The sequence below is a fragment of the Paenibacillus woosongensis genome (assembly GCF_009725165.1).
GTDB lineage: Bacteria > Bacillota > Bacilli > Paenibacillales > Paenibacillaceae > Fontibacillus > Fontibacillus woosongensis.
Map to the genome: position 1 here is coordinate 47,094 of NZ_WNZW01000016.1, position 19,887 is coordinate 66,980.

A 19,887-nucleotide genomic window follows, 5' to 3' on the forward strand; every position below is an offset into this window, starting at 1 on the left:
GGGATTTTTTGATTTTCATTCATATCGTATTTTATTCTTCGACAGGTCTCTTTACCTGAAGGGGCGGAGGGATTAGCCAGCCTTTATCTTTGTTCATTTGAAGAATGCGCAAGCCTAATGCGGCTTTAGTAAGGTGATATTTGGCAAATAATGCGCCGACATCTTCTCTTATCGATTGCCCCATAACCGAACTACAGGCTGCAAGACCAAGCGCATTCTCCGCTGCAATTTTTGCAGCAATTTCAGGATCTGTAAATCTTGCTCCCGCTGGAATATCCTCAAGCTTAGCTGGGGGTCTTTCTGGCAATACAGGCGCGGGTGCAATACCATTATCGGTGAGCAGGGTGTCACACTCTTTAATTTCTAATTTCGCCTGTTCAATTAAAGCTTCGAGAATTTTCTTGAGATCCTCGTCACCGGCGTGGTTGAGGAAGGCCTGGTAACAGGAAACCGTGCCTTTAGCCATCATGGATGCTTGCCATACGCTGAAAATTTCACCATAATGCATCGGTTCGTCTTTGGGATTACCGCTTAATATACCCATATCGTTTATTGTCTCTCCTTTTATTATAATCACCGTCATTATTCACTTCATCCTGATGTTTTATGCTTCTTACTTAACATCATGTCATCTCATGATACTTGGAGAAACATGGCAGGCTCCTCCTTGCATTCACCCTAGTCGACTAGCGCAAACTCATAAGGACGTAAATTTGCATAAAAGGAGATTATCGTGATGTATTTCTATAAAGAAGATTTAATTAATTTGATCGTCCCAGATCAGCCAGATCCGGCAGCAGCGAAGGTGCTTCAAGAAACATTAGGCGGGAGATTTGGCGAGATGCGCACCATGATGCAGTTTTTCTTTCAAAGCAATAACTTTCGCGGTAACGCAACCCAGTTTCGGGATTTGATACGAGGCGTGTTTCTGGAGGAATTAAGTCATGTCGAGTTGGTGCAGCATACCATTAACCAATTGCTCACCGGTGCAGGCGCTTCTGGAGCAGGCGATTCGGGCTTGAATGCAGCTCCGCTGGATGAGGCCGTCAAACACGCCAATCCCCATCACTTTATTATGGGTGCACAAAGCTCGCTGCCGGTCGATGCAGCCGGAAATCCTTGGAATGGAAACTATGTGTATGATCATGGCAATCTGATCAGCAATTTATTGGACAACGTTGTTCTGGAATCAACGGGAGTGCTTCAAAAGACAAGAATTTATGAAATGAGCAACAACAAAGCGTTCCGTGAAACGCTGGCCTTTCTGATCGTTCGCGATAACGCCCACCAGAACGCTTTTGCCAAGGCCTTAGAAACATTGGGCGTAGAATGGGGCAAGCTGTTTCCTGTTCCAAACTATGATATTAACAAATACCCGGAATGCAAGAAATACGTCGATATGGGCTTTCACAATGCGCAATTTAATTTCCGGCTGGATCCTACGCGGATTGCTGAAATCTTTAGCGGCCAAACACCAAGCCGCAACGGCGGGGAGCTGCAAGTAGTCGCACCGCCGGAAGGTTATCCGCTACCTAGCCTGCCTGAATTGGCCAATGAGCATAGCCCGGGTCTTCACGACTTGAATTCATGAGCTGCTAAAAAAGTAATAGCGAAACAGAAACAGGCCTCGCAATCCTTATTAGGATTACGGGGCCTGTTCTGATTGAAATACCCTTGCTTTATTGCTCTGTTATCTTGATTTCCTTGATCTGGACGGTCTCTATTGGTGAACTCAGTTCACGACGCGGGCCGCCGGGTTCAACTGGTGTGGCTGCAATATCTTGGACGACATCCATGCCATCGACGACCTTGCCAAAAATAGTATAGTTGGGCTTTAGGTTTAGGGACAGGCTATCTTCACCCGTGCAGATGAAAAATTGGCTGCCATTCGTATCCGGTCCGGCGTTGGCCATCGCAACAATGCCCGGCTCGTATTCGTAGTCCGTCTTTTCATCTTCAAATCGATACCCAGGGCCTCCGCCACCCGTGCCTTCCGGATCTCCAGTTTGAATCATGAAGGATTCGATGATCCGGTGGAAGGTGACGTCATTGTAAAAGCCTTGCCGCGACAGGAATACAAAGTTATTAACCGTCTTTGGCGCGTCTTTGGCGAACAGCTCGATCGTGAAGTTCCCCTTCGTCGTCGAGAATTCGGCGGTGTACGACTTATTCGTGTCGATCTCCATGGCCGGAGGACTGTCCCAGCTCATTGTTTGCTTTGGCGGTTCAGGCGCCGTAGATTGCTCTGCGCTATTGCCAGCAGATTGTTGTTGATTTGCTGGTGCTTCCTGTGCTTCTTTGTCCTTGCCGCAACCGCTCATGATCATAGCAGTCAGCAGAAGGAGGAATGGGAATACTAGTAGCTTTGTTCTCATAAGTGCTGGTCCAACTCCTTTGTAGCATTTGTAACAAATCATGTTCTATCATACCGGCATTTCGCGGAAAATTCCAGTTTGTATGGTGTCAGGTTTGTTCCGGGTTTGCTGAAGTTGTGTGTTTAGTTCTAAACCGATATTTATTGAGCAAATACAGTACGCCGATTCGCCCTGAGTTACTGCCCGCGTAAATAATGAAAAATGCGCATAAAAGCATTTGAGGGATGATGCTAATGGAACCAGAGAGGAAATAGCAAAGGTTCATGATTACGCCCGCCGATGCAGCAAAAACAGTAAATACGCCAAGCAACAAGGCTAAACCAACTAAAAACTCTCCCCAGGGAACCAGGAAGTTAAATATTTCAACTTGGGGGATAACAGCAGTTTCCAATATGCTTCCCCACCAATCCTGAACAATCGGATTCTCTCCTTTGGAGTTGGCAACAGCGTTTTGTAGATAGCCCGTGCTATCAAATGGTTGTGGAGCGGTAAGCTTCATCCAGCCAGCAGTAAGCCATTTCCAGCCCAAGTAACACCGTATCAGCAATAGAAAAACGGCACCGGCCTTACTTTCTCTCATAAAAAAATCGATTTTCGCCATTATTTCAACCCCTTTTCATAGATAAATACATTCTACTCATTCAGTGCTATAAATTTGAATGAAACAGACTAATCCCAAACCCAATTCCGAGCCCAATTCTGATTTCGAATGTAGGATAAACTTGAGAACGCCTATCTTTTCCGTAGAATTGCTAATTATAATTAGGCTTGTCTCGCCTTTATAATGGAATTGTCTGTAAATATATCATAAATAAGGAGGAGTGAAATGCGCAACAATTTTATCGTATGGCTGCTACTGGCAAGCATGCTGATCTCGAGCCTGTTTATGGCGGTGGGGTCTGATTTCTCTGTCTCAGCTGCGGGCGAGCCCAATCTGACACTGGGCAAAGTCATCACGGCAAGTGGGCAAAACCAAACTTATGAACCGGGCAACGTACAGGACAACAATCAAGGGACGTACTGGGAAAGCGATAACCATGCGTTTCCGCAATGGATTCAGGTCGATTTGACCGAAAATACGAGCATTGATCAAATTGTACTTAAGCTGCCGCCAAATTGGGAAGAGCGCACTCAAACGCTAACTGTGCAAGGCAGCACGGATGGAATGACCTTTACTGACATCGTCGGTTCTGTGAGTTATGACTTCGATCCTAATTCCAATAATTCGGTCACGATTAACTTTGCAGCAGCGGACACCCGTTATGTTCGTCTGAATATTACCGGCAATACGGGATGGCCGGCAGGGCAGCTGTCTGAATTCGAGATTTACGGTGCTGCCGGAACAACACCAACGCCAAGTCCGACACCTACACCAACACCAACAGCCCCAATAGGAACTAACATTGCGATCGCTGCCTCTTCGAGCACGTTTACATACGTGGCCGCCAATGCAAATGACAACGATACAAATACGTATTGGGAAGGGGGCGGAAATCCAAGTACTTTGACGCTGGATCTTGATGCAAATCACAATATTACATCCATCGTACTGAAGCTGAATCCAGACCCGATATGGAGCACTCGAACGCAGACGATTCAGGTGCTTGGGCACAACCAGGATACGGCAAACTTCAGCAATCTCGTATCCGCACAGGCCTACACCTTCAACCCCTCCACCGGCAACACGGTAACGATTCCGCTGACGGCGACGGTCAAGCGCCTGCAGCTGAACATTTCCTCGAACACCGGAGCTCCGGCGGGGCAAATTGCCGAATTCCAGGTATTCGGAACACCTGCGTCAAACCCCGATTTGACGATTACCGATCTGACCTGGTCACCGTTATCGCCGAACGAGGGCGGTACGATTTCGTTAAACGCAGTGGTGAAGAACATCGGTAATGCCGGCTCTGCCGCGACGACAGTGAATTTCTACCTGAACAACGAGCGAGTTGGCTCCGCTCCGGTCGCAGCGCTTACTTCCGGCGCTTCAGCAACGGTATCGCTGAACGCTGGAACGAAAACCGCCGGTAATTATTCAGTTAGCGCGAAGGTCGATGAGAGCAACACGATTATTGAGCAAAATGAAATGAATAACAGCTATACGAGCGCTTCGCCACTGGTTGTGACTCAAGCAGCCAGTTCTGATCTCGTGGGGACTGTCTCCTGGTCTCCTGGCAATCCGGCAGTGGGTAATGCGGTTTCTTTTAACGTCAATCTTAAAAATCAAGGAACTATCGCTTCGGCAAGCGGCTCCCACGGAATAACGGTTATGCTTAAAAATGCCGCCGGAAGTACCGTCCAAACCCTGAATGGTTCGTATAATGGCGCTTTGGCTCCGGGAGCTTCTATCAATGTTGCAATTCCGGGTACGTGGACAGCGGCAAACGGGAATTATACCGTAGTTACGACAATTGCCGCAGATGCTAACGAACTCGAAGCCAAACAGGCCAATAATACGAGTACAGCCAACCTGACGGTCTATGCTGCCCGTGGCGCAGTCATGCCATACAGCCGATATGATACGGATGATGCCACTCACGGGGGCGGCGCTGTCCTGAAGACAGCACCGACCTTCGACCAATCTTTAACGGCTTCGGAAGCATCTGGTCAGCGTTATGTGGCTCTTCCTGCAAATGGCTCGTATCTCGAATGGAAGATCAAGCAGGGACAGGGCGGGGCAGGAGTGACTATGCGGTTTACGATGCCGGACTCTGCGGACGGCATGGGGCTGAACGGTTCACTTGACGTGTACGTTAACGGCACCAAAGTAACAACCGTGCCATTAACATCCTATTATAGCTGGCAATATTTTTCCGGGGATATGCCTGGAGATACACCTAGCTCGGGACGGCCGCTATTCCGTTTTGATGAGGTTCACTGGAAGCTGGATACGCCGCTGAAGCCCGGGGATACGATCCGCATTCAGAAGAATAACGGCGACAACCTGGAATACGGGGTAGATTTCCTCGAAATCGAGCCAGTTCCTGCGGTAATTCCCCGCCCAGCTAACGCGGTATCCGTTACGGATTACGGTGCCGTTGCCAATGATGGAAAGGATGACCTTGACGCCTTTAAAGCTGCTGTTCAGGAAGCGGCAGCCTCTGACAGAACCTTATACATTCCCGAAGGGACATTCCATCTGGGCGGCATGTGGGAAATCGGCTCTGTCAGTAATAAAATCAACAATATCACAATAACGGGAGCCGGCATGTGGCATACGAACCTGCAATTTACGAATCCAAACGCGGCAGGAGGCGGCATTTCGCTGCGAATTCAGGGACAGCTTGATTTCAGCAATGTATATCTGAATTCGAATCTGCGGTCGCGGTACGGGCAAAACGCCATCTACAAGGGTTTCATGGACAATTTCGGCACTAATTCCATAATACATGATGTATGGGTGGAACACTTTGAATGCGGCTTTTGGGTCGGAGACTATGCCCATACTCCCGCCATTTATGCCAATGGATTGGTCATTGAGAACAGCCGGGTCAGAAACAATCTGGCCGATGGCATCAATTTTGCCCAGGGTACCAGCAATTCAACCGTCCGCAACAGCAGCATACGCAATAACGGGGATGACGGCCTTGCCGTCTGGACGAGTAACGTAAACGGAGCGCCTGCGGGAGTAAACAATACCTTCTCCTATAACACGATCGAAAATAACTGGCGTGCGGCCGCCATTGCCTTTTTCGGCGGAAGCGGTCATAAGGCCGACCATAACCTGATCATCGACACCGTCGGCGGCTCCGGGATCAGAATGAATACCGTGTTTCCCGGCTATCATTTTCAGAACAACACCGGGATTGTATTCTCGGACACCACTATTATTAACAGCGGTACAAGTAAAGATCTCTACAACGGGGAACGCGGAGCTATCGACCTCGAAGCTTCGACCGATCCGATCAGAAACGTTACGTTCAACAATATCGATATTCTCAATACGCAGCGGGACGCGATCCAATTCGGATACGGGGGAGGATTCGAGAATATTGTCTTCAACAATATCACGATAGATGGCACCGGCCTTGATGGGATCACAACCTCACGCTTCTCCGGGCCGCATCAGGGCGCAGCTATTTTCTCCTATACAGCGAATGGCTCCGTCAGATTCAACAATCTCACCACGAGAAATATCGCATATCCTAATTTGTACTATATCTTGAATGGCTTTAACCTGATGATCCAATAATCACTTCGCCTTGTTGGCAAATAGAGATAGCGAGGGGCTCTTCGGAGCTCCTTTTCCTTTTTTTGTGCATATGCATTGTTGCATTGAATAGAGATGCGAATATAGGAAACCTTAACGAATAACTTGGATCTCAATGAAAGGGTTGAATGGATTGGACTTTTTTGCAAGTAAGGAATCGTTGACAGCCATTGAATGGATTTTAAGAGGTATTGTCAGCTTTGTTTTTTTGCTGATTGTAACTAAATTCATGGGGCAGCGTTCCATTTCTCAATTAAGATTGCTCGATTTCATAATTGCTCTAACCCTGGGCAATATTATTGCTCACCCGCTTTCCGATGAGAAGTTAGGGTTAAAGGGATCCATGATTACTACCGTAGTTCTGATCGTGTTATATTTATTAGCATCCTTGCTGGGACTAAAGTGGCCTTTATTTAAGCACTACCTGGATCCATCCCCAGTCACGCTTGTTAAAAATGGAAAAGTTGAATTTAATCATCTATCAAAAGCAAAAATTTCCGTTGAATACTTATTTTCCGAACTTAGAAAAGAGAAAGTGGAGGATATCCAAAAAGTATCGCTTGCCATATGGGAACCTGGCGGGACAATATCCGTTTTTATGGACCCGCAATACCAACCGATTACCCCGGCTGATATGAAATTAACAAGCGAACCATTTACCATTACCTGGCCGATTATTATCGACGGCACGATCGACACGAGGCTGCTTCAGGAAATGGGTAAAGATACCGATTGGCTTCAGGATCAGGTCAAGCAATACAATGCGAATATCTGCGAAGTTATGCTTGCCACCATAAACAGTAATTCCGAAGTGCAGGTTATGAACAATAATGCTAAATGAACCTATCTCATATCGACAGGCTGGTGATTCTTTCATGTTACAAGCAATAATCGTACTGCTTATTCTGCTGGTCGTATTCTGGCTGGTCCGCAAGAAACAGAGGTCATCTTCAAAAGAACAGGATTTGCAGCAAGTCAAATCCAATGCCGGGAACGACGCCAGGAAAGTGATACTCGTCGTCATCGATTCCTTAATGGCCGAAGCAATCGATAAAGGATTAGAGTTAAAAGTGCTCCCAACGTTTCAATATCTGATCGAGCACGGTCAATATTACAAGGATTTAGTAAGTTCCTTTCCGACGATGTCCGTAACGATTGACAGTTCCCTGCTTACCGGCGCTCACCCGGATGTCCATCACGTGCCCGGCTTGACCTGGTATTCGGTTCAGGATAAAAAACTCATCAATTACGGGACCGGGCCGATGGAAGTAATGAAACTAGGAGTCGGCTCAGTCATGGCGGATGCTTTGCTCCATTTAAACAACAGTCATCTGAACCCTGATCTTCCGACGATATATGACGAGCTAGCGCTGATGGGGAAGAAAACAGGCAGCATTAACGGCTTGATTTACCGTGGCCCTGTCCCTCATATGCTGTCTCTCCCGGTTTGGATGCATGGGCCTACATCCTTGCCTGAATCCGTATCGGTCCAAGGGCCGGATTATTTGGCGCTTGGTTCATTGTCAGATCCGCTAGAAGGCATCGTCGAGCATCCCGGCGGCTTAGCTCACCGGATCGGTATCAACAATGAGTTCTCGATATCCACGGCCGCTTATTTAATCAAGGAAAATAAGTTGCCCGACTTCTTGTATATCTACCTTCCCGATTTGGATCAACAACTTCACAAAAACGGTCCTCCTGATCTGAACGGGGTACAAGAAACAGATCGCCAGCTTCAAACTTTACTGCAAAGCTTCGGTTCTATAGAAGATGCTTTGGAGCAAGCGATTGTCGTAATTATCGGGGATAACGGGATGTCCGAAGTCCTGCCTACGGGTGAGAATCCGGTCATCGATTTGTCCTTGCTGCTGAAAGAATATCGCGTCTATCACCAAGGGGAGGCCATTACGGATGATACGGAAATTGTTCTGGCCGTGAATGATACCATGGCTTATGTCTATAGCCTTCAATCGATCGAATTCCAGGAAATCATCGCCACATTAAGAGCCGATTCCCGGATCGATTTGATTTCTTGGAGGGAAGGGGAATGGATTCGCGTGCAAGGCGCTGATAAGAATGAATTTCGATTTAAAACCGATGGTCATTTCAGAGACACTTACGGGCAGAAATGGACGATTGAGCAGGAACCGGAGGTATTGGATTTAATCATTAACGCCGAACAGCATACGATCCATTATGGCCGGTACCCTGATGCGCTTCGGAGGCTGCAAGGAGCCCTCCATTCTCATGCTGGAGATTACCTGGTGGTGATCGCTAAGCCGGGATATGAGCTATCAGACAAGAGCTCGCCGTCCCATAAAGGAGGTGGAAGCCACGGTTCACTTGTACGCGCGGATTCGCTTGTACCTTTAATCATCAGTGGTACGCAAGAGAGGCCGGAGCATTTAAGAATCGTTGATTTAAAGGCTTTCCTGCAGAAGCTTGTGGCGAAACAATAGGCAGCAAATCAGCGCAGCTCCCGATAACTACCCGGCGCGTGAAAAAGACAGTATACTTAGTATGAAGAATAAACCGGGAATGGAAAAAGGGAGTAACGATGATTAGATGATTAAAACAATTTCAGATATTGCCGCAATTGCAGGCGTGGCCAAGAGCACGGTATCCCGTTACTTAAATGGAGGTTCAGTCAGCCAAGCTACGCGGCGGCGCATCGAAAAAGTCATTAAAGAGCATCATTATGTTCCGAATACATTTGCTCAAAGCTTGAAAGCGAGAAGAACGAACATTATTGGCACCGTAGTGCCCCGTCTTGACTCTTTTGCTACTTCCCAAACGCTGATGGGGATTGACGAAGAGTTGCGCAGCGCCAATTTTCAAATGCTGATCTCCAATACGAGCCAGGATATGGAACGGGAAATCGAAGCGATTTATGATTTTGCCCGGCAGAAGGTTTCGGGGATCATTTTGTTGGCCGCCCAAGTGAATGAGGAGCATCTAAAAGCGGCAGAAGGGATCAATATTCCGATATTGTTAGTAGGACAGGAGCATTCTCAGCTGTATAGCCTGATCCACGATGACTTTCATGCGGGTTACAAAATAGGACGTCATGTACTGGAAATGGGTCACCGGCAAATTGCCTATCTTGGAGTAACGGAGAAGGATATTTCTGTGGGCATCCGGAGAAAAGAGGGCTTTAAAAAGAGCCTGGAAGGTACGGAGTGCTCGGTCTCCTATTATGAAACAGGCTTTAGAATGACGGATGCGATGGCAGCGGCATCGCAGATTCTGGATGAAAGCACGCCTTCCATCATCGTATGCGCCACGGATAACATTGCGCTCGGGGTCATGAAAGCCGCATATCTCCGGCAAATCGTCATCCCTTCGGACCTGTCGGTGACAGGCTTTGGAGGATATGACATAACGGAAATTATCCATCCTACGCTGACTACGGTACGATATTTTTACAAAGAAGCAGGACAAGCTGCAGCGCGCAATATTATCAAGCTCGTGAGGGATGAGGAAATGGATCAAGTTACCATGCTGGATACCGAGCTTCTTGAGCGAGAAAGCGTTGACAAACGGTAAAACGGTGTTTATAATTCGAGACAGAACCGGTTCCATAATTCACTGCATTTTGCTTTAGAATTATGGGACATCTTTTATAACACGCTTGGAACCGGTTCCTTTTTTTCGCACAAAAATGGAGCCGGTTCTACTGGCTCTCGGAAATAGAGGGGAGATGGAGGCATTCGATGACAGCATTAAGAGAAGAAAAATACAGAAAATTGGAGCAGGCGGTGCCTGGTGAGCTGGAAAAGCTCCAGGACCTGGTTAAGAATTGTCCATGGAGGCAAACTTATCATATTCAGCCCCCGTATGGCCTGTTGAACGATCCAAACGGCTTTACATTCTATCAAGGCGAGTATCATTTATTCTATCAATGGTTTCCTTTGGGAACATTTCATGGCATGAAATATTGGTATCATACGAAATCGAAGGATTTGGCCCACTGGGACAATGTCGGCATTGGGATTGAGCCCGGCGATGCCCATGATTCTCATGGGGCGTATTCCGGAAGCGGGATCGTTAAGGACGGCAAACTGTATTTAATGTATACGGGCAATACGCGGGACGAGCAATGGAACAGGCATCCTTATCAGAACCTGGCGATCATGGACAGCAGCGGCATGATTACGAAGCTCGACCATCCTGTGATCGACTCGGTGCCCCCTGGCTACACGGATCACTTCAGGGATCCGAAGGTGTGGAGCAGCAACGGCGAATATTATTGCGTTCTGGGAGCACAGCGAACCAATGGCACCGGTTGTGCCGTAATGTACAGTTCTCAGGATTTGCATACCTGGAATTTCAAGGGCGAAATTTCTACAAAACTGACAGACTTCGGATACATGTGGGAGTGCCCGGATTATTTCGAACTGGATGGACAGGGTGTATTGTTGTTTTCACCGCAAGGCATCGAACCTCTCGGAGATTATTATCAGAACATATTCCAATCGGGTTATATTGTCGGTCAACCGCTTGATCTGACAACAAGCAAGCTGGAGCATGGGGAATTCCAAGAGCTGGACAGGGGCTTTGACTTCTATGCGCAGCAAACGACGGCAGCAGCAGACGGGCGGAGGATCCTTGTAGGCTGGATGGGGCTTCCCGATGCCAATTATCCGACGGACAATCACGGGTGGGCCAATTGCCTGACTCTGCCGAGAGAATTGACGCTCCAAGGCAGCAAAATCCATCAGCGTCCGGTCAGGGAACTGGAGAAGCTGAGAAAACAAGGGGTCAAGGGTGAAGCCATTTTGCAGGATGAGACAAAGAGCTTTGCCGGATTCGAGGGAATGACTTATGAGCTGGTTTGTGAGTTTACCAATACGGATGCCGAGCAATTCGGCATTGAGTTTCGGGCAGGAGAGAACGAGAAGACAGTACTGTCGTATGATCGGAATTCGAAAAAGGTCATTTTGGACAGATCATTATCCGGCTACCCTGTTGCCGTGGAATACGGAAGCGTACGGCGCTGCCATCTGGATGCGGAGAACATTAAATTCCAGCTTTATGTAGATACCTCGTCCGTTGAGATCTTCGTCAATGATGGGGAAGAGGTGTTTACGAGCCGCATTTTCCCTAGTCGGGAAAGTACGCAAATCCGCTTTTTTGCAAAAGGGGGAACGGCTGCTTGCCGAGCATCGCTATGGAAAATATAGCTCTCAAACAAGACGGATTTGAATATAAAACGGGGCGGTGACAACGTGGGACAGTTATTTGCAATCGGAGAAGTGTTAATTGATTTTATCCCCTTACAAAAAGGGAGCCCGCTGAAGGACGTACAGGCCTTTGAACGAGCGGCAGGAGGCGCGCCAGCCAACGTAGCGGCTTCTGTCGCCAAGCTTGGCGGGAACGCCTCCATGCTGACTAAGCTAGGAAAGGACGCCTTTGGGGATTACTTAATCGAGCAGCTGGCTCATGCGGGAGTAAGGACAGATCTTATCCGGCGAACAGACGAGGCCAACACGGGTTTGGCGTTCGTATCGCTGCGTGAGGATGGAGAGAGGGATTTTTCCTTTTATCGCAGCCCCTCGGCCGACTTGCTATTGTCCGAAGACGAAATTGATCCGGGTATTTTCGGTACGAACGATATTTTGCATTTCGGCTCGGTCGATCTTGTGGAAAGTCCGATGAAGCAGGCGCATTTGAAAGCGATTCATGCAGTAAAAAGTCAGGGAGGGCTCATCAGCTTTGACCCGAACGTCCGGCTTCCTTTATGGCATAGTCCGGAGGAGTGCCGGAGAACGATTCAAGATTTTATTCCCGTCGCCCATCTTATAAAGATTTCTGAAGATGAACTGGAGTTCATTACGGGTATAACGTCAAAGAAGGAGGCGATTGCTTCCTTGTTTCAAGGAGATGTCCTAGCCGTTGTCTATACCCGAGGGAAAGAGGGAGCGGAGCTCTATCTTTCTGCGGATGAGAAGTATAAGGGGCGAGGATTTAACGTCAAAGTTCAGGACACGACAGGGGCCGGCGATGCGTTTGTCGGAGGTTTTCTGTATAAGCTGCTGGAAACGGGGGCTGCGCAGGACAACATCATAGAGGTGCTTCGCGTGCATCATGATGAAATCCTGGAGTTTGCCAATGCCAGCGGGGCATGGACAACTGCAGGTAAAGGCGCGATTCCTGCTCTTCCTAGCCAGGCGGACGTGCATAAATTAATTGAAATGCAATCGAACAAGGGGATGATGACGAATGTCTGAAAATCGGGATATTGCCAAACAGGTCGTAGAGGCGGTCGGCGGCAAGGATAATATTGCATCCTTTGCGCACTGCGCTACGAGGCTGCGGATTATGGTACATGACAAAGATTTGATCGATCAGGCTAGAGTAGAGAATATTGATAAGGTAAAAGGAGCCTTCTTCAACTCCGGGCAGTTCCAGGTTATTTTTGGGACCGGCACAGTGAACCGGATCTTTGAGGAGGTGGAGAACCTCGGAATTACAGGCACAACGAAAGAAGATATTAAAAGCCAAAGCAAGAAGCAAGGAAATGTCTTTCAAAGATCGATCCGCACGTTCGGCGACGTATTCGTGCCGATTATTCCGGTGCTCGTGGCTACGGGATTGTTCATGGGATTACGCGGCTTGCTTACGCAAGAGCAGATTCTGTCGCTCTTTGGGATGACCGCAGCAGATATTCCCGCTAACTTCCTGCTCTTTACCCAGGTATTAACCGATACTGCGTTTGCGTTCCTGCCAGCGCTTGTCGCTTGGTCCGCATTCCGGGTATTCGGAGGCAGCCCGATTCTGGGTATCGTCCTGGGATTAATGCTGGTCAATCCAGCGCTTCCGAATGCTTACAGCGTGGCCAATGGTTCGGCTGAAGCCTTAGTCATGCTCGGCTTTATACCAGTGGTCGGGTATCAGGGCTCCGTGCTTCCTGCCTTTTTCATGGGTCTGCTGGGCGCAAAATTTGAAAAAATGCTGAGAAAACGCGTACCTGAAGCGTTGGATCTGATTTTGACGCCATTTATCACACTGCTCGTCATGATAACTCTGGGACTTTTCGTCGTCGGCCCTATTTTCCATTCCTTGGAGGAATGGGTGCTGCATGGAACCACATTTATTTTGGGTCTTCCTTTCGGCATTGCGGGATTAGTTATCGGCTTCTTCAATCAAATCATTGTCGTGACGGGTGTTCATCATATTTTTAATTTTCTGGAAATACAGCTGCTGGAGCAGTTCGGCTCCAATCCGTTTAACGCATTGGTCACGAGCGCCATGGCTGCCCAGGGTGCAGCGTGCCTGGCGGTAGGCTTGAAAACCAAAAACGTCAAGCTGAAATCTCTCGCTTTGCCATCCTCGCTATCCGCTTTCTTAGGAATTACGGAGCCGGCGATCTTCGGCGTCAATTTGCGGTACATGAAGCCGTTTGTCATGGGATTGATCGGCGGGGCCGTCGGCGGCTTCCTAGCATCGTTGTCCGGTCTGGCCGCGACAGGAATGGCGATTACAGTTATACCGGGAACGCTGCTATATCTCAATGAACAGCTTCCAATGTACATCCTATGCAACCTGATTGCGATGGCGATCGCCTTTATATTGACGTGGCTATTTGGTTATAAGGATGAAGCAGCGGAAGAGACGGCAGCCACTGCGGGCGCAAATTCTCCGGGACAGGCTGCCTTACAAGCCGATACGAGAGCTTCCAAGGTAATTGCTGCAGAACCTAGCCAAGTCAATGCGGATTCGTCGATAGAAGTGCTGAATGTGCCATCGCCCATTTCTGGAAAGTTGATTGCACTTGAAGAGGTTCCTGACCCTGCTTTTGCCCAGAAACACATGGGGGAAGGGTTTGCGGTTGAACCGAGCGAAGGCAAAGTATTAGCTCCGTTTGATGGTGAAGTGGCTCACATTATGAATAAAAGCAAGCATGCGGTCATCCTGGCCCATGAAAGCGGCATGCAGCTCTTGATTCATATTGGAATCAACACCGTCTCTTTAAAAGGGGAAGGATTTACGACTCATGTTCAGACCGGGGACATTGTAAAAGCAGGCCAACTGCTGATTGAGTTCGATGTCGATGCCATTCAACAGGCCGGGCTCTCCACGGTTACTCCCGTAATTATTCCTTCGGGAACGGAGCAGGTCGCTGGGCTGACGGTGAAGGCAAGCCAAGGCCGAATAACGGCTAATAAAGAGGCCGTAATGGACGTCCAGTTCCAAACGAAGTAAAGGCAAAGACCAACGCTGAGATGCGTTGGTCTTTTTTTGTATTTATATATGCTGTACATACGGACGGACAACCCAGACGCTTGCTCTGTAGATTATGCCGTTATAGGTGGCGGTAATATGAGTGATTCCCGGACGGATTCCTCGAATGTTTCCGTACTCATCAACCGTAGCAATAGAGGGATCATCAATACTGAACATGGTATCCTGCGTAACCTTAAAGGGGAGACCGGATTCATTCACGTAGTAGGCCGCCACATCGAGCTCCGTTCCAATCGAAAGGGAGTATTCCTCAGAATCCAGGTAGAAGCGGCCAGATCCTTGTGCGTCCGTGACTTCGACAGCAATCCTTGTTTCTAATCCTTCGTAGGCTGCTTTGATCCACGTTGTGCCTGGACTGTTTCCAGTAATATTGCCAAATACATCCACACTGGCGATGCTCGGGTCAAGTGATTCGTAGATGGAGGAATACGTCACATCTGTTACGGAAGCGTCGGAATAGACGGCGTTAACGACAGTGGCTGCGGATTGACCTACGGATAGCTTGAGCTCTGGATGCTGAAATTCGAGTCTGGCCAATTCTGGATCCGATGGGCCTTCATTCGGTACAGATATTTTCAACACATGCATTTCATTTCTATAGCCTTGCCCGGTGTTTATTCTAACGGTTCCCGTTAAAAGGAGCCCTTGATTAATAGCAGTAATGCTATTTTTACTAAGTCCTAGATCTAAATCGCCAAACTGATATTTTTTTAGAGGAACAGCATTCTCGTCCAGTAGAATAATATGGTATCTGGATTTACCGTTTTCGATGCTGGATGGTTTATTTTGCACGAACAGAACATAGCCATCATCCACCGGTTGGGTTCGAATAATCCTCTCTATCTCATCCATGGCTGATGAATTCAGCGGTTTATTCCAGAGTTCATCCCCGGCTTCGTTGATCTTTTGCAGGTAATGGGCCTGTGTGCCAGGGTTATATCTGGTCAGAATATAATTCCCGTCTTCAGAAGTAATGCTGGTGGATGTAACATAGTCGGTCTCATCGGTTTTCATCCAGACGACTTCGCCGTTGTGGTCTATTTTTAGCAAATAAGGCAATGATACCCGATCATATTCCTCCAGTGTCCGACTCCCGGCTACGATAACACCGTCATCCGAAGTTAATATGATATTGTTGAACGATCCACTGTAGCCGATTGGATAGGTTTTAGACCAAATTTCTTCTCCATTCGCATTAATTTTAAGGAGGTAAGCAGGGGAGCCGCTGTATTCGTTCCATCCGCCTCCGGTAATTACAAAATCGCCGTCAGAGGTTTCTTGAATATAACTAGCAGATTGCTGATAGTAGGGCATACGAGGATAATATTTCTGCCACAATAGCTCTCCATCCGCACTCAGCCTAAAAACATAGGGAACAAAACGCGGTCGGCCATAGGAGCCATCTCGAATTTCTCCGCCAACCAGGATGCTGCCGTCAGAAGTCTCGATGACCGTGAATGCTGTATTCTCCTCATAATCATAATCGTAATATACCATTTCTTTTTCCCATAAGATCTCGCCGCTGCTGTTCAGCTTGACGACGTAAGAGCAGTTCTCATCCGGAGTTTCGCAATACTTGTCACCTGCGGCTACATAGCCTCCATCCGATGTAGCGGTTGCGGCATAACCAGATACACTCTTATATAGCGGATGATTGCCTTCTAAGATGTGGGACCATTCAATGTGAGCTTCTTCCTCCAATGCAGCAGCGAACCCCTGATTTGGCCAACCCATCGAGAGCATCAAGATAGCGAGGGTTACCAGCAAGAGTTTGTTCAAATTCAATTCCTTGGCCACGAGCAAAACTCCTTCCATAACAATATTTGGTAAAGTATAATTACATATCCATTATCAGGGGCTAGGGGTCAAAGTGAATATCCTTCAAATTACTTATATTGCTAGGTAAGAATACATGCTGCTGGCTTTAATTTTCATAGAAGGTCTGAGGTTCTTCAACAGATCGAAGCAATGTGTCGGTTGATCATAGAGTGGGTTTGATGTAAATTTTTTACTAACCGTCAGGTTGTCTGATTCATACAAAACTAAAAAATGTTGTTTGTCTGAAAAGGAGGAAATCATATGCGAGAAATCATTCCGGTCTCAGAGATAACAAGGTTCAGCAGCAAAGCCGATGAATTCAATCCTTATCCGTGGTATAAAGAGAAGCTGGTGCATGAGCCTGTCAGCTATCATTCGGAGACAAATACTTGGAATGTATTCAGGTACGACGACGTCAAACGGGTGCTCAGCGATCATGAATTCTTCTCCAGCGTGCGTTCAAGGACGATCATTGATGTGGGAACGAATACGAAGGAGGGCCATATCGCCGAGAAGCTCAATCTTGGTGTCGATCCCCCCGAACATCGTAAACGGCGTGCCCTGCTTGCGAGCGCATTTACTCCCCGCAGCCTGAAATTATGGGAGCCGCGCATCCGCGGCATCGTCGACGAGCTGATTGACGACATATTGGACAAAACGTCTGTCGATATTGTAAGCAGTCTGACATCCCCGCTTCCGACGATTGTCATGTCGGAGCTGCTTGGCGTGCCGTGGGAACACCGGAACCTGTTCAAGGAATGGGTGGACATTCTCTTCATGCCGACCAACAAGCAGAATGTGGATCAGGTGAATGAATTAAAAGGCAAGGCCGCTCGGGAATATTATTCATTCTTATATCCCTTAGTTTTGGATAAACGCGATCATCTGCAGGAGGACATCATTTCCGATTTGATCCGGGCGGAGGTCGATGGGGAACGGTTCACTGATGATGAGATCGTACGGACAACGATGTTCATTTTGGCAGCAGGCATCGAGACAACAAGCCATTTGATGGCCAATACGTTTTACTCTTTTTTATATGATGATGATACGATTTATAACGAACTGCGCCAGGATCCCCGGCTGATTCCGAATACGGTAGAAGAGATGCTGCGTTACCGTTTTCACATTAGCAAGATGGACCGGACGGTCAAGAAGGATAACAACCTGCTGGGGGTCGAGCTGAAGAAGGGGGATGTCGTCATCACTTGGATGAGCGCTGCCAACCACGATGAAGCAATGTTTGACGATCCGTTCAAGCTGGATATTCGCCGGCATAATAGTAAGAAGCATCTGACGTTCGGCAATGGCCCGCATTTCTGCCTGGGTGCTCCGCTCGCCAGATTGGAGGCTGCGATCATGCTCGAGCAATTCGTTCAGCGGTTTAGCAAAATCGAGCCTGTTCCCGGCTTTCAGTTAGAGGATCACCTGCAGCCTTCGGCGGCTGGTCAATCCCTGCTGTCACTGCCGCTCGTCGCTTACTATGCTTGACTAGCAGGCATTCATGCAACCTCAAAAAGGCTAATCCTTTGGAAGGATCAGCCTTTTTGCCATTATCATTTCATATTGTCGCTATAGTGACTTGACCATCCCACCGTCGACAAGCACCGTCTGTCCTGTCGTGTAGGAATTAGCCGTCGAGGCCAGAAACACCACCATTTTGGCAAGCTCATCCGGCTGGCCATAACGGCCTAGAGGAATATTCTGCTCTGCCCTGGCACGAATTTCCTCCATAGGGATATTCATTGATTCTGCTTTATGTTTATCCAATTGATAGATACGATCCGTCGCAATTCTTCCAGGCGCTACCGTGTTGATTAAAATACCGTAAGGAGCCAGCTCATGAGCCAGCGTCTTGGCCAGACCGGCGATACCCGCACGGTAGGTGTTGGAAAGAATAAGACCTTCAATGGGCTGCTTCACTGATGTTGATGTGATATTCACAATGCGGCCGTTTTTCGAGCGTTTTAAATAGGGAAGGGAACAGCGAATAAGCCGGATGACGCTCATCAAATTTTGATGAAAGGCGTGCTCCCACACATCGTCCTCCATTTCCTCGAACCTTCCGCTTGTCGGGCCGCCGGAATTTGTAACTAGAATATCCAAGCCTCCGAAAGCCGCGGCAGTGGCCTGAACTAAATCCTCGATATCCTGCTTCACGGAAAGATCTGTTACCCTATAGTGAACCTGCGCATCATAATGCCCCCTAATCTCTTCCGCTGCTGCCTTCAAATCATCCTCATGGCGTGAGCAAAGCATAATATGAGCTCCTTCACTGGCAAAGCATGCTGCGATCGCTCTCCCGATCCCTTTACTAGAGGCTGCTACGAGTACTTTTTTTCCTGTAAGATTCAAATTCATAGGCCAACACTCCTTGATCTATTTATTTGCGCGCTGCTGATGTACAGTATCCTAATTCATTATTCATTATATCCCGTTCTCACCTGTTAGAAGCTAAGGTAATGATAGAATATCCCAACAGAATCCCTCATTCTGTCGGTTGATATTAATTTCCTTATGATGTAAATTTTGAAAGGATGAAAGAGAACTCCAAATATGAAGATATAAAAAGTATAATCAGAGCTCGCAGCATCTTGATCGATGCATAACGCAAAGGAACAAGGAGTGCTAAACCATGGCGTTTGATTATCGGGACGACAAGAGAAGCATCCGATCGAAGGAGCAGCTGAAGGAAGCTTTGTTTGAGCTTCTCTATGAGAAAGAGTGGAGACAGATTACGATACAGCACTTGACGAAAAAAGCGAAGCTGAACCGTTCCACCTTTTATCAGCATTATGAGAATAAATATGACTTGCTCGTACAAAATGTCGAGGCTTTATTTCAAGCCTTGAAAGAAACTGTGCTGTCTACCAGCATCGATAACAGCAGCGCGGATACGATCAGCTACGGCTACCTGCTGGCTTTCTATCGGCATCTGAAAGAACAGAGCTATTACTTCAAGGTGATTCTGAACAGGGGATACGAGCTGGATATTATGGAACTGTTCTCCGATATTGTCCAAGAGGCGATGGGGCAAGTCGTGGATGTTCAGCAAGCCATTGACGGAGTTCCTGCGGAGATCCACTGGCGATACAGCATCGCGGCTCATTTCTCAGTCGCAAGCTGGTGGCTGCAGAATGATTTTCCGTATTCGCCGGAATTCATGGCCGAAGCTGTGCTTAAGCTGACGAAAGAAGGGAAGCATCATGCCTTGTTATAAAACTTAAATATCCAACTTGA

The 19,887-nt window shown here is 47.8% G+C and carries 15 protein-coding genes; 10 read left to right on the top strand and 5 right to left on the bottom strand.

The features are described 5' to 3' along the window. Positions 1-31: 31 nt before the first annotated feature. Positions 32-544 carry a DUF3231 family protein gene (locus tag GNP95_RS23100; RefSeq protein ID WP_155613234.1) on the bottom strand — a complete coding sequence of 171 codons (513 nt, stop codon included), beginning with the start codon at positions 542-544 and terminating at the stop codon, positions 32-34. Between the two features lie 192 nt (positions 545-736). Between GNP95_RS23100 and GNP95_RS23105 the strand changes: the two genes are divergently transcribed. Beyond that, complete coding sequence (locus GNP95_RS23105) at positions 737-1,591, top strand: manganese catalase family protein (protein WP_155613192.1); 855 nt, start codon at positions 737-739, stop codon at positions 1,589-1,591. A gap of 88 nt (positions 1,592-1,679) precedes the next feature. Here the strand turns inward: GNP95_RS23105 and GNP95_RS23110 are convergent, their stop codons facing one another. Then, entirely contained in the window at positions 1,680-2,375 is a 696-nt protein-coding gene (locus GNP95_RS23110) for a peptidylprolyl isomerase (RefSeq protein ID WP_155613193.1), read from the bottom strand. 88 nt (positions 2,376-2,463) lie between these two features. Beyond that, a complete protein-coding gene (locus GNP95_RS23115) occupies positions 2,464-2,976 on the bottom strand; it encodes a DoxX family membrane protein (protein ID WP_196427296.1) in 513 nt (170 codons plus the stop codon). A 225-nt stretch (positions 2,977-3,201) separates the two neighbouring features. Here GNP95_RS23115 and GNP95_RS23120 point away from each other — a divergent pair, with 225 nt between their 5' ends. The 7 genes from GNP95_RS23120 (at position 3,202) to GNP95_RS23150 (ending at position 14,790) form a co-directional block, all read left to right on the top strand. Next, positions 3,202-6,567, top strand: coding sequence for a discoidin domain-containing protein (locus tag GNP95_RS23120; RefSeq protein WP_155613194.1), 3,366 nt, complete (start codon positions 3,202-3,204; stop codon positions 6,565-6,567). Positions 6,568-6,718: 151 nt separating this feature from the next. Then, positions 6,719-7,426, top strand: coding sequence for a DUF421 domain-containing protein (locus GNP95_RS23125; RefSeq protein WP_155613195.1), 708 nt, complete (start codon positions 6,719-6,721; stop codon positions 7,424-7,426). Positions 7,427-7,460: 34 nt separating this feature from the next. Then, on the top strand, positions 7,461-9,044 hold the full coding sequence (locus tag GNP95_RS23130) for an alkaline phosphatase family protein (protein WP_155613196.1): 1,584 nt from the start codon (positions 7,461-7,463) through the stop codon (positions 9,042-9,044). Between the two features lie 106 nt (positions 9,045-9,150). Then, positions 9,151-10,131 carry a LacI family DNA-binding transcriptional regulator gene (locus GNP95_RS23135; RefSeq protein WP_155613197.1) on the top strand — a complete coding sequence of 327 codons (981 nt, stop codon included), beginning with the start codon at positions 9,151-9,153 and terminating at the stop codon, positions 10,129-10,131. Positions 10,132-10,298: 167 nt separating this feature from the next. Then, positions 10,299-11,768, top strand: a complete 1,470-nt coding sequence (locus GNP95_RS23140) for a glycoside hydrolase family 32 protein (protein ID WP_155613198.1) — start codon at positions 10,299-10,301, stop codon at positions 11,766-11,768. Positions 11,769-11,813: 45 nt separating this feature from the next. Beyond that, complete coding sequence (locus GNP95_RS23145) at positions 11,814-12,815, top strand: carbohydrate kinase family protein (protein ID WP_330163592.1); 1,002 nt, start codon at positions 11,814-11,816, stop codon at positions 12,813-12,815. Continuing rightward, complete coding sequence (locus GNP95_RS23150; RefSeq protein ID WP_155613200.1) at positions 12,808-14,790, top strand: sucrose-specific PTS transporter subunit IIBC; 1,983 nt, start codon at positions 12,808-12,810, stop codon at positions 14,788-14,790. Before GNP95_RS23145 ends, GNP95_RS23150 begins: the two co-directional genes overlap by 8 nt. 42 nt (positions 14,791-14,832) lie before the next feature. Here the strand turns inward: GNP95_RS23150 and GNP95_RS23155 are convergent, their stop codons facing one another. After that, positions 14,833-16,626 (bottom strand): Ig-like domain-containing protein, encoded by a 1,794-nt coding sequence (locus GNP95_RS23155; protein WP_196427297.1) that lies wholly within the window; start codon positions 16,624-16,626, stop codon positions 14,833-14,835. Between the two features lie 282 nt (positions 16,627-16,908). Between GNP95_RS23155 and GNP95_RS23160 the strand changes: the two genes are divergently transcribed. After that, positions 16,909-18,138: a cytochrome P450 gene (locus GNP95_RS23160; protein WP_155613202.1), complete on the top strand. Its 1,230-nt coding sequence runs from the start codon at positions 16,909-16,911 to the stop codon at positions 18,136-18,138. An 81-nt stretch (positions 18,139-18,219) separates the two neighbouring features. On the opposite strand, the gene GNP95_RS23165 is transcribed toward GNP95_RS23160, so the two are convergent. Then, a complete protein-coding gene (locus tag GNP95_RS23165; protein ID WP_155613203.1) occupies positions 18,220-19,008 on the bottom strand; it encodes an SDR family oxidoreductase in 789 nt (262 codons plus the stop codon). Positions 19,009-19,282: 274 nt separating this feature from the next. On the opposite strand from GNP95_RS23165, the gene GNP95_RS23170 reads away from it, so the two are divergent. Further along, positions 19,283-19,867, top strand: a complete 585-nt coding sequence (locus tag GNP95_RS23170) for a TetR/AcrR family transcriptional regulator (protein ID WP_155613204.1) — start codon at positions 19,283-19,285, stop codon at positions 19,865-19,867. The last annotated feature ends 20 nt before the right edge of the window (positions 19,868-19,887 follow it).

What these genes read in the sequence shown, in the direction of transcription:
- GNP95_RS23105 (WP_155613192.1), top strand. Translation starts at nt 737, where the DNA reads ATGTATTTCTATAAAGAAGATTTAATTAATTTGATCGTCCCAGATCAG.
- GNP95_RS23160 (WP_155613202.1), top strand. Translation starts at nt 16,909, where the DNA reads ATGCGAGAAATCATTCCGGTCTCAGAGATAACAAGGTTCAGCAGCAAA.
- GNP95_RS23120 (WP_155613194.1), top strand. Translation starts at nt 3,202, where the DNA reads ATGCGCAACAATTTTATCGTATGGCTGCTACTGGCAAGCATGCTGATC.
- GNP95_RS23170 (WP_155613204.1), top strand. Translation starts at nt 19,283, where the DNA reads ATGGCGTTTGATTATCGGGACGACAAGAGAAGCATCCGATCGAAGGAG.
- GNP95_RS23150 (WP_155613200.1), top strand. Translation starts at nt 12,808, where the DNA reads ATGTCTGAAAATCGGGATATTGCCAAACAGGTCGTAGAGGCGGTCGGC.
- GNP95_RS23115 (WP_196427296.1), bottom strand. Translation starts at nt 2,976, where the DNA reads ATGGCGAAAATCGATTTTTTTATGAGAGAAAGTAAGGCCGGTGCCGTT.
- GNP95_RS23110 (WP_155613193.1), bottom strand. Translation starts at nt 2,375, where the DNA reads ATGAGAACAAAGCTACTAGTATTCCCATTCCTCCTTCTGCTGACTGCT.
- GNP95_RS23130 (WP_155613196.1), top strand. Translation starts at nt 7,461, where the DNA reads ATGTTACAAGCAATAATCGTACTGCTTATTCTGCTGGTCGTATTCTGG.
- GNP95_RS23140 (WP_155613198.1), top strand. Translation starts at nt 10,299, where the DNA reads ATGACAGCATTAAGAGAAGAAAAATACAGAAAATTGGAGCAGGCGGTG.
- GNP95_RS23165 (WP_155613203.1), bottom strand. Translation starts at nt 19,008, where the DNA reads ATGAATTTGAATCTTACAGGAAAAAAAGTACTCGTAGCAGCCTCTAGT.
- GNP95_RS23100 (WP_155613234.1), bottom strand. Translation starts at nt 544, where the DNA reads ATGGGTATATTAAGCGGTAATCCCAAAGACGAACCGATGCATTATGGT.
- GNP95_RS23135 (WP_155613197.1), top strand. Translation starts at nt 9,151, where the DNA reads ATGATTAAAACAATTTCAGATATTGCCGCAATTGCAGGCGTGGCCAAG.